Source organism: Streptomyces albus subsp. albus (assembly GCF_000719865.1).
GTDB lineage: Bacteria > Actinomycetota > Actinomycetes > Streptomycetales > Streptomycetaceae > Streptomyces > Streptomyces albus_E.
This window is the reverse complement of the sequence record NZ_JOID01000016.1, coordinates 188,849-203,203: the sequence shown is the minus strand read 5'-3', so window position 1 is coordinate 203,203 and position 14,355 is coordinate 188,849. Positions and strand designations below refer to the sequence as shown.

Annotated in this window: 14 protein-coding genes; 5 read left to right on the top strand and 9 right to left on the bottom strand. The window is 74.1% G+C overall.

Annotated features, from left to right (window positions below; genetic code table 11):
• Positions 1-3: 3 nt before the first annotated feature.
• Complete coding sequence (locus tag IF83_RS0118230; RefSeq protein WP_030545383.1) at positions 4-957, bottom strand: ACP S-malonyltransferase; 954 nt, start codon at positions 955-957, stop codon at positions 4-6.
• 89 nt (positions 958-1,046) lie between these two features.
• On the bottom strand, positions 1,047-2,261 hold the full coding sequence (locus IF83_RS0118225) for a PucR family transcriptional regulator (protein ID WP_394297340.1): 1,215 nt from the start codon (positions 2,259-2,261) through the stop codon (positions 1,047-1,049).
• A gap of 337 nt (positions 2,262-2,598) precedes the next feature.
• On the opposite strand from IF83_RS0118225, the gene IF83_RS0118220 reads away from it, so the two are divergent.
• Complete coding sequence (locus tag IF83_RS0118220; RefSeq protein ID WP_030545378.1) at positions 2,599-3,303, top strand: pirin family protein; 705 nt, start codon at positions 2,599-2,601, stop codon at positions 3,301-3,303.
• A 65-nt stretch (positions 3,304-3,368) separates the two neighbouring features.
• On the opposite strand, the gene IF83_RS0118215 is transcribed toward IF83_RS0118220, so the two are convergent.
• Both IF83_RS0118215 and IF83_RS0118210 read right to left on the bottom strand, forming a co-directional pair.
• Complete coding sequence (locus tag IF83_RS0118215; protein ID WP_244177115.1) at positions 3,369-4,274, bottom strand: trypsin-like serine protease; 906 nt, start codon at positions 4,272-4,274, stop codon at positions 3,369-3,371.
• A gap of 131 nt (positions 4,275-4,405) precedes the next feature.
• Positions 4,406-5,257 carry a serine hydrolase domain-containing protein gene (locus IF83_RS0118210; RefSeq protein ID WP_030545374.1) on the bottom strand — a complete coding sequence of 284 codons (852 nt, stop codon included), beginning with the start codon at positions 5,255-5,257 and terminating at the stop codon, positions 4,406-4,408.
• Between the two features lie 223 nt (positions 5,258-5,480).
• On the opposite strand from IF83_RS0118210, the gene IF83_RS0118205 reads away from it, so the two are divergent.
• Together IF83_RS0118205 and IF83_RS0118200 are read left to right on the top strand one after the other, a co-directional pair.
• Positions 5,481-5,927: a MerR family transcriptional regulator gene (locus IF83_RS0118205; protein ID WP_030545373.1), complete on the top strand. Its 447-nt coding sequence runs from the start codon at positions 5,481-5,483 to the stop codon at positions 5,925-5,927.
• Positions 5,924-6,961: an aldo/keto reductase gene (locus tag IF83_RS0118200; protein WP_030545369.1), complete on the top strand. Its 1,038-nt coding sequence runs from the start codon at positions 5,924-5,926 to the stop codon at positions 6,959-6,961. The genes IF83_RS0118205 and IF83_RS0118200 overlap by 4 nt, the downstream gene beginning before the upstream one ends.
• A 90-nt stretch (positions 6,962-7,051) precedes the next feature.
• Here the strand turns inward: IF83_RS0118200 and IF83_RS0118195 are convergent, their stop codons facing one another.
• Together IF83_RS0118195 and IF83_RS0118190 are read right to left on the bottom strand one after the other, a co-directional pair.
• Positions 7,052-7,687: a response regulator gene (locus IF83_RS0118195; RefSeq protein ID WP_030545368.1), complete on the bottom strand. Its 636-nt coding sequence runs from the start codon at positions 7,685-7,687 to the stop codon at positions 7,052-7,054.
• Positions 7,684-8,898, bottom strand: coding sequence for a sensor histidine kinase (locus IF83_RS0118190; protein ID WP_030545366.1), 1,215 nt, complete (start codon positions 8,896-8,898; stop codon positions 7,684-7,686). Before IF83_RS0118190 ends, IF83_RS0118195 begins: the two co-directional genes overlap by 4 nt.
• A 172-nt stretch (positions 8,899-9,070) precedes the next feature.
• Between IF83_RS0118190 and IF83_RS0118185 the strand changes: the two genes are divergently transcribed.
• Positions 9,071-10,159, top strand: coding sequence for an ABC transporter permease (locus IF83_RS0118185; protein WP_030545364.1), 1,089 nt, complete (start codon positions 9,071-9,073; stop codon positions 10,157-10,159).
• A complete protein-coding gene (locus IF83_RS0118180; protein ID WP_030545362.1) occupies positions 10,156-10,839 on the top strand; it encodes an ABC transporter ATP-binding protein in 684 nt (227 codons plus the stop codon). The genes IF83_RS0118185 and IF83_RS0118180 overlap by 4 nt, the downstream gene beginning before the upstream one ends.
• Positions 10,840-11,133: 294 nt before the next feature.
• Here the strand turns inward: IF83_RS0118180 and IF83_RS0118175 are convergent, their stop codons facing one another.
• The 3 genes from IF83_RS0118175 to IF83_RS0118165 form a co-directional block, all read right to left on the bottom strand.
• Positions 11,134-12,042 carry a DUF4429 domain-containing protein gene (locus IF83_RS0118175; protein ID WP_030545360.1) on the bottom strand — a complete coding sequence of 303 codons (909 nt, stop codon included), beginning with the start codon at positions 12,040-12,042 and terminating at the stop codon, positions 11,134-11,136.
• 115 nt (positions 12,043-12,157) lie between these two features.
• On the bottom strand, positions 12,158-13,507 hold the full coding sequence (locus IF83_RS0118170) for an MFS transporter (protein WP_244177114.1): 1,350 nt from the start codon (positions 13,505-13,507) through the stop codon (positions 12,158-12,160).
• The gene (locus tag IF83_RS0118165; protein ID WP_030545356.1) at positions 13,504-14,325 is read right to left on the bottom strand and encodes a Rossmann-like domain-containing protein; all 822 of its coding nucleotides are present in this window, start codon (positions 14,323-14,325) and stop codon (positions 13,504-13,506) included. The genes IF83_RS0118170 and IF83_RS0118165 overlap by 4 nt, the downstream gene beginning before the upstream one ends.
• Positions 14,326-14,355 lie beyond the last annotated feature (30 nt).

The following is a 14,355-nucleotide window of genomic DNA, read 5'->3' as shown; positions in this document are numbered from 1 at the left end:
CTCCTATTCCGCGGCAGAGCGGGCGGGCGCCGCGTGCTCGGCGATGAGCTCGCGGGCGGCGTCGAGGTCGGCCGGGCTCTTGAGCGCCAGGGTCTTCACCCCGGGCAGCGCCCGCTTCGCCAGCCCGGTGAGGGTGCCGGCGGGGGAGACCTCGAGCAGCGCGGTGACGCCCAGCTCCTGGAACGTCTCCATGCACAGATCCCAGCGGACCGGGTTGGAGACCTGGTTGACCAGGCGCTCCACGGCGTCCCGCCCGGAGGCGACGGCCCGGCCGTCCTTGTTCGAGAGGTAGGGAACGCGCGGGTCGGAGACGGTCAGGTCCTTGACCGCGGCTTCCAGCTTCGCGACCGCCGGCGCCATGTGGCGGGTGTGGAACGCGCCGGCCACCTTGAGCGGCATGACGCGCGCCTTCTCCGGCTTCTCCGCGGAGAGCGAGGCGAGTTGCTCCGCCGTGCCCGCGGCGACGATCTGCCCGGCGCCGTTGATGTTGGCCGGGGTCAGTCCGAGCTTCTCCAGATGCGCCAGCACCTGCTCCGGGTCGCCGCCGAGCACGGCGGACATGCCGGTCTCGGTGACGGCGGCGGCCTCGGCCATGGCCAGGCCGCGCTTGCGCACCAGGGCGACGGCGTCCTGGTCGCTCAGCACTCCGGCGAGCGCGGCCGCGGTCAGCTCACCGACGCTGTGCCCTGCGACGGCGCCGACCCGGGCCGGGATCTCCGCCCCGGGGTCGTCGAACAGCGCGTACGCGGAGACCAGCCCGGCGGCCACCAGCAGCGGCTGGGCCACCGCGGTGTCACGGATGGTCTCGGCGTCGGCCTCGGTCCCGTAGTGCACCAGGTCCAGGCCGGAGACGGCCGACCACTCCGCGAGGCGTCCGGAGACGCCGGGGAGGTCGAGCCAGGGGGTCAGGAAGCCGGGCGTCTGAGCGCCTTGGCCGGGAGCGACGAGTACGAGCACTCTCACACTCTCTCGTGACGGTGGTCCCCGCCGCCCGTGGGGACAGGGACCAAGAACGGACAGGGGAATTGTTGGTATCCAACAAAGGCCTAGGGCTGCGATCCCGCGTCGGCGAGACGGCCCAGGATGAGCGCGATGCGCAGGGTGAACGCGGAGCGCACATCGGACGGTGACCAGCCGGTGACGTCCGTCACACGTCGGAGCCGGTAGCGCACGGTGTTGGGGTGGACGAAGAGCATCCGCGCGGCGCCCTCCAGACTGCTGGCCTGTTCCAGATAGACGCTCAGCGTTTCCAGCAGCGCCGACCCGGCTTCCTCCAGCGGTCTGTAGATCTCCTCCACCAACTGCCGCCGTGCGGCGGCGTCCCCGGCCATCGCGCGCTCCGGCAGCACATCGTCCGCGAGGACGGGCCGCGGCGCGTCGGGCCAGGCGGCGCACGCCCGCAGACCGGCCGCGGCGGCCGCCGCCGAGCGGGTCGCGGACAGCAGGTCGCCGACGACGGGACCGGCGACCACCGGGCCCGCCGCGAACGGCCCGATCAGATCCCGGGCGGTGCGCAGCGGATCGGCGCTGCCGCCGGCGACGACCACCAGCCGGCTGCCCAGCACTCCGGTCAGCACCTGGAGTTTCGCGTGGCGCGCGGCCCGCCGGATCGCCTCCACGGTCAGCTCGCTGTCGCCGTCGGGCGCCGTGCCCAGCACGACGCAGACGTGCTCCGGGGAGTTCCAGCCCAGCGCGGCGGCCCGGGAGAGCGCGCCCTCGTCGGCCTCCCCGGAGAGCACCGCGTTGACGACGAGGGACTCCAGCCGGGCGTCCCACGCGCCGCGCGCCTCCGCGGCCTGGGCGTACACCTGGGCGGTGGCGAAGGCGATCTCGCGGGCGTAGACGAGCAGGGCCTCGCGCAGGGCGCTCTCGTCGCCGGGGGCGGCGACCTCGTCGATCGCCGACTCCATGACCTCGATGGTCGTGCGCACCATCTCCACGGTCTGCCGGAGCGTGATGGCCCGGGTCAGCTCGCGCGGCGCGGTGCCGAAGACGTCCGTGCTGATGGCCTGGGGCGCCTCGGGATGCCGGAACCACTCGGTGAAGGCCGCGATACCGGCCTGCGCGACGAGGCCGATCCAGGACCGGTTCTCCGGCGGCATCGCGCGGTACCACGGCAGCGTCTCGTCCATGCGGGCGATCGCGTCCGCGGCGAGCGAGCCGGAGGACTTCTCCAGCCGGAGCAGGGTCGCGGCGTGCGGATGGCGGGCGGGGTCGGAAGGCGCGCTGTGAGGTTCGGGCACGGAACCAGCCTGCCTCATCGTGCGGCCATTCGGGGCCGGGGGTCCGGAGAGCGGGACCGGGGGACGGGGTCCGGGGCGGGTTCGGGGACCGGCCCGGGGCAGGGGTGCCCCGCCGTCTTCCGGGGTACCGGGCGGGCGTTCGGCGGGTGTCCGGCCGTGTCCGGAGCGCCCCGGGTTGTGCCGCCGGAGCCGGCTCCCACCGCCGCCGCCTCTGCCGTCGCCGCGGGCGTCGTGGCTCGCCCCGGCTCTGACGACCGTCGCACCAACCACAACCGCCACAACCGTCACAGCCGTCACGCCCGTCTCGGGCCGCCCCCGTCGCGCCCGGGCGCGACGCGTCCTCTACGGTGTGATCATGAACGAGGTCTGGCGGGCGGGCGCACGGTTCCGGGGCGGGGACGCGGGCGCCGGGATCGAAACCCTGCACGCGTTCTCCTTCGGCCGGTTCTACGACCCGGACAATCTCTCCTTCGGCGCGCTGATCGCCTGCAACGAGGAACGGCTCGCGCCCGGCGCGGGCTTCGCCTCCCACCCGCACCGCGACACCGAGATCGTCACCTGGGTCGTGGAGGGCGAGCTGACGCACCGTGACTCGGCGGGGAACACCACCGTGGTGCGCCCCGGCGACGTCCAGCGGCTCGGCGCCGGCAGCGGGGTGCGGCACGAGGAGCGCAACGAGGGCGAACTGCCCCTCGTCTTCGTCCAGATGTGGCTGAGCCCGCGCGAGCCCGGCGGCGAACCGGAGTACGAGATCGTGCGCGGCATCGCCGACCGCACCCCCCTCGCCGTCGACCGGGCGGAGGCGGACCTGCACATCCGCCGCCCGGACGCCGGGGCGCGGGTCGTCCTGCCGGACGCGCGGCTGCTCTACGCTCACGTGGTGCGCGGAACGGTCCGGCTCGCCGTGGCGGGCACCCCCGGCACGGGCGTCCCGGAGACCGGCGCCGACGCGGACGGCGAGCTGCTGGGCCCCGGCGACGCGGCCCGGATCAGGGACTGCCGGGGCCGCTTCCTCGTCGCCGAGGAACCCTCCGAACTCCTGCTCTGGGAACTCCCGTAGCAGAACTTCCGCAGCACCGGCCTCCGGGAGAGACCGCCGGAGCGGCCCCTCCCGAGGCCCCGGAATCAGGGCAGGTCGACGAACGGGGCGAGGAAGTCGCGTGCCGCCGGGGTGTCGAGGCGGTAGGCGACGTTGGTCGCGTAGCACACGGCGTCGCCGGTGATGGTGGTCCCCACCAGGGTCCGCTTGCCGTCGATCTCCGCGAAGTTGGGGCCGCCGGAGTCGCCGTAGCAGGCGCCGCCGTTGCCCTGCGGCGCCGTCATCGCCAGCCGGATCCAGGTGTGGTCGAGGGCGTTGAAGGAGAGCGGGGCCTTCATCCGGACTCCGCCGCCGGGGTGCGTGTGGCCGCCGGGTGCCCGCAGAGCCTCCTGGGTGCCGTAACCGGCCACCGTGAAGCCGGTGTCCTTCAGTCCGCGCGGGCCGAGTTCACCGAGTTGCCCGGCCGCGGGGAGCGTGGCCGGGGTGAAGTCCCAGCGCTCCCGCATCTTCTCCGCCGGGAGTTCGATCACGGAGATGTCGTGGGTGTCCGACTGCGGGCCCGGGTACTCCGGGTGGTTGTGGGCCTCGCCCCGTACGGCGACCTCCGCGGCGACGGCGGCGGGGTCGTCCGGGTGCCGGGCCGCCGCGTCGTCCAGCGCGGACTGGACGTCCTGGTCGAGCGAGACGTGGAAGCGGACGTTGTCCGGCCAGTCGGTGGTGCAGTGCGCGGCGGTGAGGAAGGTGTTCTCGTCGACCATCGTGCCGGAGCAGACCCAGTCCACCCGGTCGGGGGTCGCCGGGTCGCCGTCGTTGTCCCAGGTGGCCACGAGGGCGCCGACCTCGGTGCGCTCGGGCGCGGGGGTGGAGTTGTACGAGCTGATGGCCGCGGCCGGCAGGGTCGCCGCCAGTGCCAGGCCGACGGTGGCCGACGCCACGGCCATCGACTTCGCCAGGGTGGAGCGGGTGGAGCGCGGTTGGGTGGTGGCCCGCAAGATAAGCCCCTTCGCTGATGTGTCCGGCGGGTGCCGTGCGCCTGGCCGGCGACACGGAACGAACGAACGGACGTTCGGCTGTTCTGCTGCTCTCAGCGCCGGCGGGCCGCGGAACATCACAGGGCCCGGGGTCAGCCCGTCCGGCCGCCCAGTTCGGCGAGGACCGCGTCGGTGAACGGGGGCCAGGCGTCGATGGCCCACTGGCCGAAGTCCCGGTCGGTGAGGACGACACAGGCGGCGCCCGTGGCACCGGTGGTACCAGCGCCGCCGGCGTCCGGGTCGACCCAGACGAAGGTGCCGGTCTGGCCGAAGTGCCCGAAGGTGCGGGGCGAGGATGAACTCCCCGTCCAGTGCGGGGACTTGCCGTCCCGGATTTCGAAGCCCAGCCCCCAGTCGCAGGGGCGCTGGTGGCCGTAGCCGGGCACCACGCCGTCCAGCCCCGGGAAGACCACCTGGGTCGCGGCGGCCACGGTCTGCGGGTGCAGCAGCCGCGGGGCCTGTACCTCGGCGGCGAACCGGGCCAGGTCGGCGGCGGTGGAGACGCCGTCCTTCGCCGGGGAGCCCGGCAGATCGGTGGCGGTCATGCCGAGCGGTTCCAGCACCGCCTGCCGCAGATAGTCGGGGAAGGCGATCCCGGTGGCCTCGGCGATGTGGTCGCCCAGGGCCTCGAAGCCCGCGTTGGAGTAGATGCGGCGCTCGCCGGGGGCCGCCATCGCCCTCGGCTGGTCGAAGGCGAGTCCGGAGGCGTGGGCCAGCAGATGGCGGACCGTGGAGCCCTCGGGCCCGGCGGGCTCGTCGAGTTCGACGGCGCCCTCCTCGTACGCGACGAGCACGGCGTAGGCGGCCAGCGGCTTGGTGACCGAGGCCAGCCGGAAGCGGTGCTCCTGCGGGCCGTGCGACCCGGCGAGGCTGCCGTCGGCCCGCACGACCGCGGCCGCGGCGGTGGGAACCGGCCAGTTCTCGATCATCCGCAGACTTTCCATGGCGGGGAGCCTAACCGGCGCCCGGGCGGCTCATGCGCCCGGCCGGGGCCGCTCGCGCCGCCGGGTGATCGGGGGCGGGTACAGAGGGCCGTCGCGGGTACACGGTCCGGACCCGCCGGGAATGGCCGGAAAGGAATGCCCGGCCGCTTGCCTAGAGCGCACTCCAAGCTCATAACGTGAGCGGCGGTGTCCGGTGAGCCGCGAATCAGGAGGGCGGTTGGCGATGAGCGTGGTGGAGAGTGCGCCCGTACGGCGGGACCTGTGCGCGTCGGCGCTCCCGGAGCATCCGCGCCCGGCCGGGCAGGACGCGTACACCATCAGCGAGGTCTCGGCCTGGACCGGCCTGACCGCGCACACCCTGCGCTGGTACGAGCGCATCGGCCTGATGCCGGACGTGCACCGCTCGCACACCGGCCAGCGCCGCTACACCGACCGCGACCTCGACTGGCTGAGCTTCGTCGGCAAACTGCGGCTGACGGGGATGCCGGTCGCGGACATGGTCCGCTACGCCGAGATGGTCCGCGCGGGCGACCACACCTACGCCGGGCGCCGGGAGCTGCTGACGGCCCACCGGGAGGACGTCCGCCTGAGGATCGCCGAACTCCAGGACACCCTGGACGTGCTCGACTACAAGATCGACCTCTACACGGGAGGACCCGGCACCGGATGAACCAGCACACGAGCAGCGACGGGGAACGCATCGCCCGCACCCACCTCGGCACCGGCGGCCCCGAGGTGGGCGTGCAGGGCCTCGGCTGCATGGGCATGAGCTTCGCCTACGGGCCCACCGACGAGGCCGAGGCCCGCGCCACCCTCGAACGCGCCCTGGAACTGGGCGTCACCCTCTACGACACCGCCGACATGTACGGCATGGGGGAGAACGAGCGGTTCCTCGCCCCGTTCGCGGCGGCCCACCGGGACGAGATCACCCTCGCCACCAAGTTCGGCATCGTGCTCGACCCGGACGACCCGTCCAAGCGTGGCATCCGCAACGACCGCGCGTACATCCGGCAGTGCGCCGAGGCCAGCCTGCGCCGGCTCGGCGTGGACGTCCTCGACCTGTACTACATGCACCGCCGGGACGTGAACGTGCCCATCGAGGAGACCGTCGGCGCCATGGCCGAACTGGTCGAGGAGGGCAAGGTCCGCCGGCTCGGGCTGAGCGAGGTCACGGGCGACGAGCTGCGCGCCGCGCACGCCGAACACCCCATCGCCGCCGTGCAGTCGGAGTGGTCCCTGTTCAGCCGGGACGTGGAGCGCACGGCGGTGCCGGCGGCCGCGGAGCTCGGGGTGGCCTTCGTCCCGTACTCGCCGCTCGGCCGTGGCTTCCTGACCGGGGCGTTCACCGACGCCGGGAGGGAGCTGACCGAGGACGACTTCCGCCGGACGATGCCCCGCTTCACCGGCGAGAACGCCGAGGCCAACGCGGCGCTGCTGGAGCCGGTGCGGAAGGTCGCCGGGGCACACGGGATCACCCTCGGCCAGACCGCGCTGGCCTGGGTGCACCAGCAGGCGGAGCGGTACCCCGGGCTGAGCGTCGTCCCGATCCCCGGCACCCGCAGGCGCTCCCGCGTGGAGGAGAACACCGCCGCCACCCGCGTCCGTCTGACGGACGAGGACCTGGCCCTGCTCGCCCCCATCGCCGGCCGCGTGGCGGGCGGCCGCTATCCCAACATGGCCTTCACCTCGGCGGGCCGCGAGTAGCCGGGCCCGCCGGACGCGGCGACGGAGGCGGCCGGGGTACGGACGCCCGGCCACCTGCGCGGCGGCTCCAGGCTTTCGGGTGCGCTCGGGTCAGCGGCGGATGACGCCGAGGTCGGTGGCGGTGGCGACGGCGGCGGTGCGTGAGTCGACGCCGAGCTTGGCGTAGACGCGGGCCAGGTGGGACTTGACCGTTCCCTCGGTGAGGTGAAGCCGGTCCGCGATGGCCTGGTTGGACAGGCCGTCGGCGACGAGAGCGAGGACTTCGGTCTCGCGCCGGGTCAGGGCGGCGCCTGGCGCGCGCAACCGGATCATCAGCCGGTCGGCGACCGTGGGCGCCAGCGTGGTGCGTCCGGCGGCCGCGGTGCGTACGGCGGCGGCCAGGTCCTCGGGCGGGGCGTCCTTGAGGAGGTAGCCGGTGGCGCCGGCTTCGATGGCGGGCAAAGTGTCGGCGTCGGAGTCGTAGGTGGTGACGACCAGCACGCGGGGGGCTCCCGGCCGGGCGGTGATCCGGGCGGTGGCTTCGGCGCCGCCCATGCCTTTGCCGAACTGCAGATCCATCAGCACGACATCGATATCTCCCTCGGCGGCGCGGGCGACGGCGTCCTCGGCGGTGGCGGCCTCGGCCGTGACGACGAGGCCGGGTTCGGTTTCCAGCACGGCGCGCAGCCCGGCCCGTACGACGGGGTGGTCGTCGGCCAGAAGCAGGCGGACGGGGGTCTCGGTCACGGGCGGGCCTCGGGCTCGGTCTCGGTTGGCGGGGTGAGGGGTACCCGCGCGGCCAGGGTGGTGCCCCGGCCGGGGGTGGAGTCGACGGTGAGGGTGCCTCCGAGGGCTTGGGCGCGAGCGCGCATGGCGGCGAGCCCGAACCCGCCGGCCTCGGGGGCGGCCGGACGGGCGGGGTCGAAGCCGCGTCCGTCGTCGGCGATGTCGAGGGCGACGTGGTCGCCGAGGTAGCCGAGGGTGACTTCAGCGGTGGTGGCCTCGGCGTGGTGGACGGTGTTGGCAAGGGCGGACTGCGCGATGCGCAGCAGCGCGACCTCGTGCGTGGTGGCGAGCGGGGCGGGGGCGCCGGTGAGGTGGAAGCGTGCGGTGAGCCGGTGCCGGGCGGATGTGGTGGTGCACAGACGTTCCAGGGCTTCGGCCAGGGTGGTGCCTTCCAGCGCGGGCGGGGTCAGGGCGGCGACGAAGCGGCGGGCCTCGGCGAGGCTGTCGACGGCGGCTTGCCGCGCCTGGCCGACGTGGCGGGTGGCGTTCTGTGGCGCCTGGGGCAGGGCACGTTCGGCGGCACGCAGCAGCAACTGGATGCTGGAGAGGCCCTGCGCGAGGGTGTCGTGGATCTCGCGGGCCAGGCGGTCGCGTTCGGCCAGCACGCCGGCGGTGTGCTGGGCGGCGGCCAGATCGGTGCGTGTGGCGGTGAGCTCCTCGATCAGTCTGCGGCGGTGTTCGCTCTCCCGGTACAGAGCCTGGTACCCCCACACCACCGCGACGGCCACGGCTGCGCCGAGCGCCGGGCCGATGGCCATGGCGGGGCTGAAGGAGTGCTGGTGGGCGGCGAAGCCCGCGATGGCGGCGGCGGCCGTGACGGTCACGGCCGCCAGTCCGGCACGGCGGGACAGCAAGTGCAGCTGGAGGAAATACAGCGGGAAGGCCGCCCACACGGCGTCGGGGGACAGGGCGAGCAACACCAGCCACACCACGCCCACGGCGGCCAGCCAGAGCGCGGCGGCCCGCCGCGAGCGGCGTACGCCCGGCAGCATGGGCCCGACCGCGTACACCAGGCCGCAAGCGCCTGCCGCGGTGACGATCAATCCGGCATGGGGCCGGTCGCCGGTCACGGCCCGGCCGGCAGCCAGGGCGAGCAGGCCGATGACCAGCAGATGCAGGGACCAGGCCAAGGCCCGGGTGGTCGGGGTCAGCGCGGGGGCAACGGTGTTCACAGTGCGTCCCAGGCTACGGAGGCCGGCGCCCCGCGGCCTCCATCGAAAGTGAGAACCCGTGTGCCGTCTTCCGGCCCGCGAAGTGCCGTCCTGCGCCGGACGCGCACACGGCGGGCCGGCCGCGATGGTGGAGCCACACCGCTTCCGCCGCCGGAAAGGACAGACCACGGCCGTGTTCGTCGCCTGGAGAGACCTGAAGTTCGCCAAGGGGCGCTTCGCCCTGATGGGAACCGTCGTCGTACTGATCACCCTGCTGGTCGGACTGCTGTCCGGGCTGACGGCCGGACTGGGCCGGCAGAACATCTCCGCGATCACGGGACTGCCCGCCGACAAGATCGCGTTCCAGGCTCCCGGCGGCGGTCAGGACCTGTCGTACTCCAACTCGACCGTCAGGGAGCGGCAGTGGCGGCAGTGGTCCGAGGCGCCCGGCGTCGAGAGCGCGGAACCGCTGGGGATCACCACCACGAAGGCCACCGCCGGGGACCGGAGCACCGGGGTCTCGGCCTTCGGCGTCGAGCCCGGCTCCCGCCTCGCCCCGGACAGCGACAAGATCAGTGGCAGCGCGGTGGTGCTGTCCACCGCGGCCGCCGAGGTCCTCGGCGTGAGGCCCGGCGACTCCCTGACGCTGGCAGGCCGGCGGTTGAAGGTGGCCGCCATCAAGGGCGACGCCCACTACAGCCACACTCCGGTCGTCTGGACCAGCCTGCGCATCTGGCGGAAGTCCGCGCCGCCCACCGGCGGCGGCCAGGGCCCGACCGCCACCGTCATCGCCCTGAACACCACCTCCGAGGCCGATACCGAGGCCACGGACCAGCAGGCCGGTACCAGGACGGTCTCCATCGGCGACTCGCTGTCCGCGATCGGCTCCTACACCTCCGAAAACGGCTCCCTGCAACTGATGCGCGGCTTCCTGTTCGCCATCTCCGCCCTCGTCATCGGGGCCTTCTTCACCGTCTGGACCATCCAGCGCAGCGGCGACATCGCCGTTCTCAAGGCCCTGGGCGCCTCCACCACCACCCTCCTCAAGGACGCCCTCGGCCAGGCCGTCGTCCTGCTCGCCGGCGGCACCCTGCTCGGCACCGGCATCGCCGCCGCCGTGGGAGCGCTCGTGGCCGGCTCCGCCGTGCCGTTCCTCCTCACGCCCACCACCGTCCTGCTCCCGGCCGCCGTGATGATCCTCCTCGGCGTTCTCGGAGCAGCCCTGTCCATCCGCCGCATCACCTCCGTCGACCCGCTGACCGCCCTGGGGAGCGCCCGATGAGCCTGAACCTGACCGGCATCACCCTCACCTACCCCGACGGCGACACCCGCCTGACCGCCCTCGACCGGGTCAGCCTCGATGTGCCCCGAGGCAGCCTGACCGCCGTCGTCGGACCCTCCGGCTCCGGCAAGTCCAGCCTGCTGGCCGTCGCCGCCACCCTCACCGCCCCCGACACCGGCACCGTCACGGTCGACGGCACCCCCACCACCGGCATGACCCGCAGCGCACTGACCGAGCTGCGCCGCCACAAGATCGGCATCGTCTTCCAGCAGCCCAACCTGCTGCCCTCCCTCACCGCCGCCGAACAACTCCAGGTCATGGCCCGGATCGACGGCCGCGGGCCCCGCACCGCCCGGAACCGGGCCATGGAGCTCCTCGAAGCCGTCGGCCTGACCGACCAGGCCGGCCGCCGCCCCCACCAGCTCTCCGGCGGCCAGCGCCAGCGCGTCAACATCGCCCGCGCTCTGATGAACGACCCCACCGTCCTCCTCGTCGACGAGCCCACCAGCGCCCTCGACCACGAGCGCGGCGCCGCCGTCATCGACCTCATCACCCGCCTCACCCACCAGCGGGCCACCGCCACCGTCCTGGTCACCCACGACCGCACCCACCTCACCGCCGCCGACCGGATCGCCGAAGTCCACGACGGGCGCCTGCGCCTCCTCACCGCACCCCGCTGATCACCCGCTGCCGGCTCCCGCTGGGTGAGGCCCGCGGCTTCCCGGCAGGCGGCGAGCCGCCTGCCGGCCGGAGGCGGCAAGGGCCGCCGACCCGGGTGAGGAACCGAGCGCCCGGGGCGTGCGGTCCGACCACCGGCACCGCAAGTGGTGACCGTCGGCATCGGCACGTTCCCGGCCGCGGCCGGCTGACCGCGGGGTCGGCGGCGCCCGGGGTCTCCCGGGGCGCCGTCGGCCCGGTCGCAGGTCGGACTCACCGGCCGGGCCGACGCCCGGCCGGGCCCACGGCCGGCCGGGTCACAGCTCCGCGAGCAGCTCCGCCTTCTTCGAGGTGAACTCGTCGTCCGTGAGCAGCCCCGAGTCGTGCAGCGCCCCGAGGTGGCGTATGCGGTCGGCGACGTCGGCCGGGTCCGGGCGGGCCTGCGCCGGGGCCCCGGCGGTGAGGACAGGGACGGCGGTGCGGCGCCCCGGGCCGCCGGGGCAGTCCGGGCGGGCCGGTTCGGCGGCCTTGACGGCCTCCAGCACCGAGGCCGCGAACGGCAGCGACTCGTGCACGAGCCCGTAGCCGAGCCCGAAGACCACCGCCGCCGGGTCCTGGTCGGCGTCGCCCGGCGCCGCGCGCTCCGCGCCCCGGCGCAGCAGCCGCAGATGGCCGTCGAAGACCTCCGGGGAGCGCCATTCGACGCCCTCCAGCTCGCCCACCGGGAACGTCTGGTCCCCGGCCTTCCACTTGGTGGAGGAGGCGCCGGTCCAGAACCAGCGGAAGGTGACGTTCCGGCCGTCGAAGGCGGCCTTGCCGTCGTACGCCTTGAAGCTGAGCGGCGGCGGAGGGGCGGCGACCAGATGGCAGGAGGCGGGGTCGGCGGCGTCCGGGCCGAGGGCGGAGCGCACCTCGTCCGCGTAGTACTCGGCGAGGAGTTCGCGCTCGGCGGGCAGCACCAGCCGGTAGGGGTCCGAGCCCTCCTTGAGCTGCCCGCCCGCCGCGTCCATCAGCGGGTCGGCGCCCGGCCGGGGCACGGCCCGCAGCACCACCGTTCCCTTTCTGCCGGGAGCCAGCTCCACGGCCGACAGCGCCTCGTACGGGACGCGTCGCTCGCCGAGCACGTGGAAGAGTCTCGGCGTGCGGATCCCCCGTTCGAAGCGGATGAGCACGGAGTCCGTGTCGAACTCCCAGACGGTGTGAAAACCGGCCAGCACATCACCCATACGGGCCATCGTATGCGGCGTGGCACCGTCCGTCCTCCCTGCGTCCCCTCCGGCGCGCCCTCCGCTCCCCGGCCCGGTGGCGGCGCGTGCCGTGCGCCGGGCGTGCGACGGGGTCTCAGTCCGTCGTGGGCGGAGGAGCGGACCGGGCCACCACCCGGGCGAGGACGAGTGCCACGAGGGTCGGCCCGCCCAGCGCCGCCGCCGTACCGGGGTATCCGCCGAGCGCGAGCCCCACGCCCCCGAGCCCGGCCCCGAGGAAGACGCCGAAGCTCATACCGGCGGCGTTGACGCCCAGCGCCGTGCCCCGCAGGGAGCCGCAGCGGTGGACGAGGAGTGTGGTGACGCAGGCCGCCACCGTCGCGTGTCCCGCGCCGACCAGCGCCGTCAGCGGAAGGGCGAGGAACAGCGACTCCGCGAAGAAGACGCCGACCAGGGCGGACAGCGCCACCAGCAGGGCCAGCGCCATCAGGTGTTCGCCGGAGATCCTCGTCCGCTGTGCACTCAGCAGCCGGCCGGCGAACAGGTTCCCGAGGAAGAACGACGTGCCGCTGAGCGTCCACACGATCGCGAAGGTCTCGGGCGCCAGGCCGAAGCGTTCGTCGTAGAAGGCGGCGAGGTAGGCGAGATAGCCCATGAAGGCAGCCGTCCGCAGCATGGCGACCAGCAGCAGCGGGATCACTCCGGGCAGGGCTCCCAGCAGCCGGAACGACTCCAGGTATCCCGGCTTCTCCACCCGGTCCGCCGGCGTGGCGGCCGCACCGTCCGCGGCGTGGCGACGGCGGCCCCGGAGGAGGAAATACAGGGCCAGCAGGGACGAGATCGCGGCGATGGCCCACAGGTCGCCCTGCCAGCCCCACAGCAGGGCCGGCAGGGCGACGAGCGGCGCCGCGAGGAGGGCCGTCAGTGACTGCGTGGCGGTGATCAGGGTCGCCGCGCGGCCCGCGGCGGCGTCGTTGTCGAAGCGGTCGGCGGCGGCCGCCGTGAGCGCCGGGTTCAGTACCGCCGTGCCGGCGCCGACGAGCAGGCAGAAGGCCGCCAGCATCAGGAAGTCACCGCTCGCGCCCAGCGCGGCGGAGACGGCCAGGACGGCGAGTCCGCACGCGGCCGCCCATTCCCTGCGCACGCGGTCGATCAGCGGTGCCAGCGCGGTGCCCACGGCCAGGGCCGCGAGCCCGCCGAGGCCCCGCAGCTGGCCGAGCGCGGCGACGCCGCCGTCGGCCGCGTGTGCGATGGGCACGAGGAAGGTGCTGTAGACGGTGAAGGGCACCAGCCCGACGGCCGAGGCGAGCATGAACGGCCAGAGGAGGCGGGTCATCCTCAGATCGCCCGGTACGGCTCCGTCACCCGGTACGGCTCCGTCACCCGGTACGCCTCCGCCGTCCGTCACAGCCCGCCCCATGGCCGTGCCGGCGGCCTCGGCGGGAGCCCCGGGGGAGGCCGCCGTGCCCTGGGTCTCGCGGCTCATGCCCGCACCGCCCGGTACCGGTACAGCGCGGTGGCGTCGGCGCTGAACTGGGAGAAGGGGAAGGGTTCGGCGGACAGCGCGGTCACGCCGGCGCCCAGGAAGGCGCGCGCGACGGCGCTGCCGGTCTGGGCGTACACCACCAGAGGGAGTCCCTGCTCGCGGCAGTGTCCGAGGATCTCGTCGAAGCTGCCGTTGCCGAGGGTCATGCCGGTGGCGACCACGGCGTCCGCCCCGGCGAGCACCTGCTTCATGTCGTCGGTGACCGGGTCGCCCCAGTTGGTGGTGCGCAGATTGAAGTCGCAGGGGAGCGGGACACCGCCCTGCTCGCGTATCGCGGCGACGAGCGGGTTGACGACGCCGATGAGGGCGACCTTCGCCCCGGGCGCGATGTCGAGGAGCCCGGCGACGGCCGCGTCCCTGGCCCGCGCGCGCTCCTCCGGCGTTCCGGTGGGCAGGGTGACGGTCTCGGCGTTCACGGCGCCGCGGTGCGGCTGTACCCGTCCGAGGTAGGCGTCGAGCGCGGCGATGCGCACCGGCGCCGAGTCGTGCCGGATGAGCGTGTCGAGGGTGTGCCCGGAGGCGTCGGCGCAGAAGCCGGGGGCGACCTCGCCCGCTTCGAAGGCGCAGGCGCCGAAGGCGTCGCCGGACCTCATCAGCAGGTAGCTGTTGCGGTAGGTGACCCGGCCGCCGGCGAGCCGGGTGGTGTGGTGGAGCCAGAAGACGCTGGTGACGGTCAGTTCCCGGGGAGGCGGGCCGAAGGCGCCGTCGAGGACGGCCTGCCGGAGTTCGGATACGGAGGACGGCTGTGAGGGAGGCATGGCGGTTCCTTCTCGGGGGTGTTGACGAAA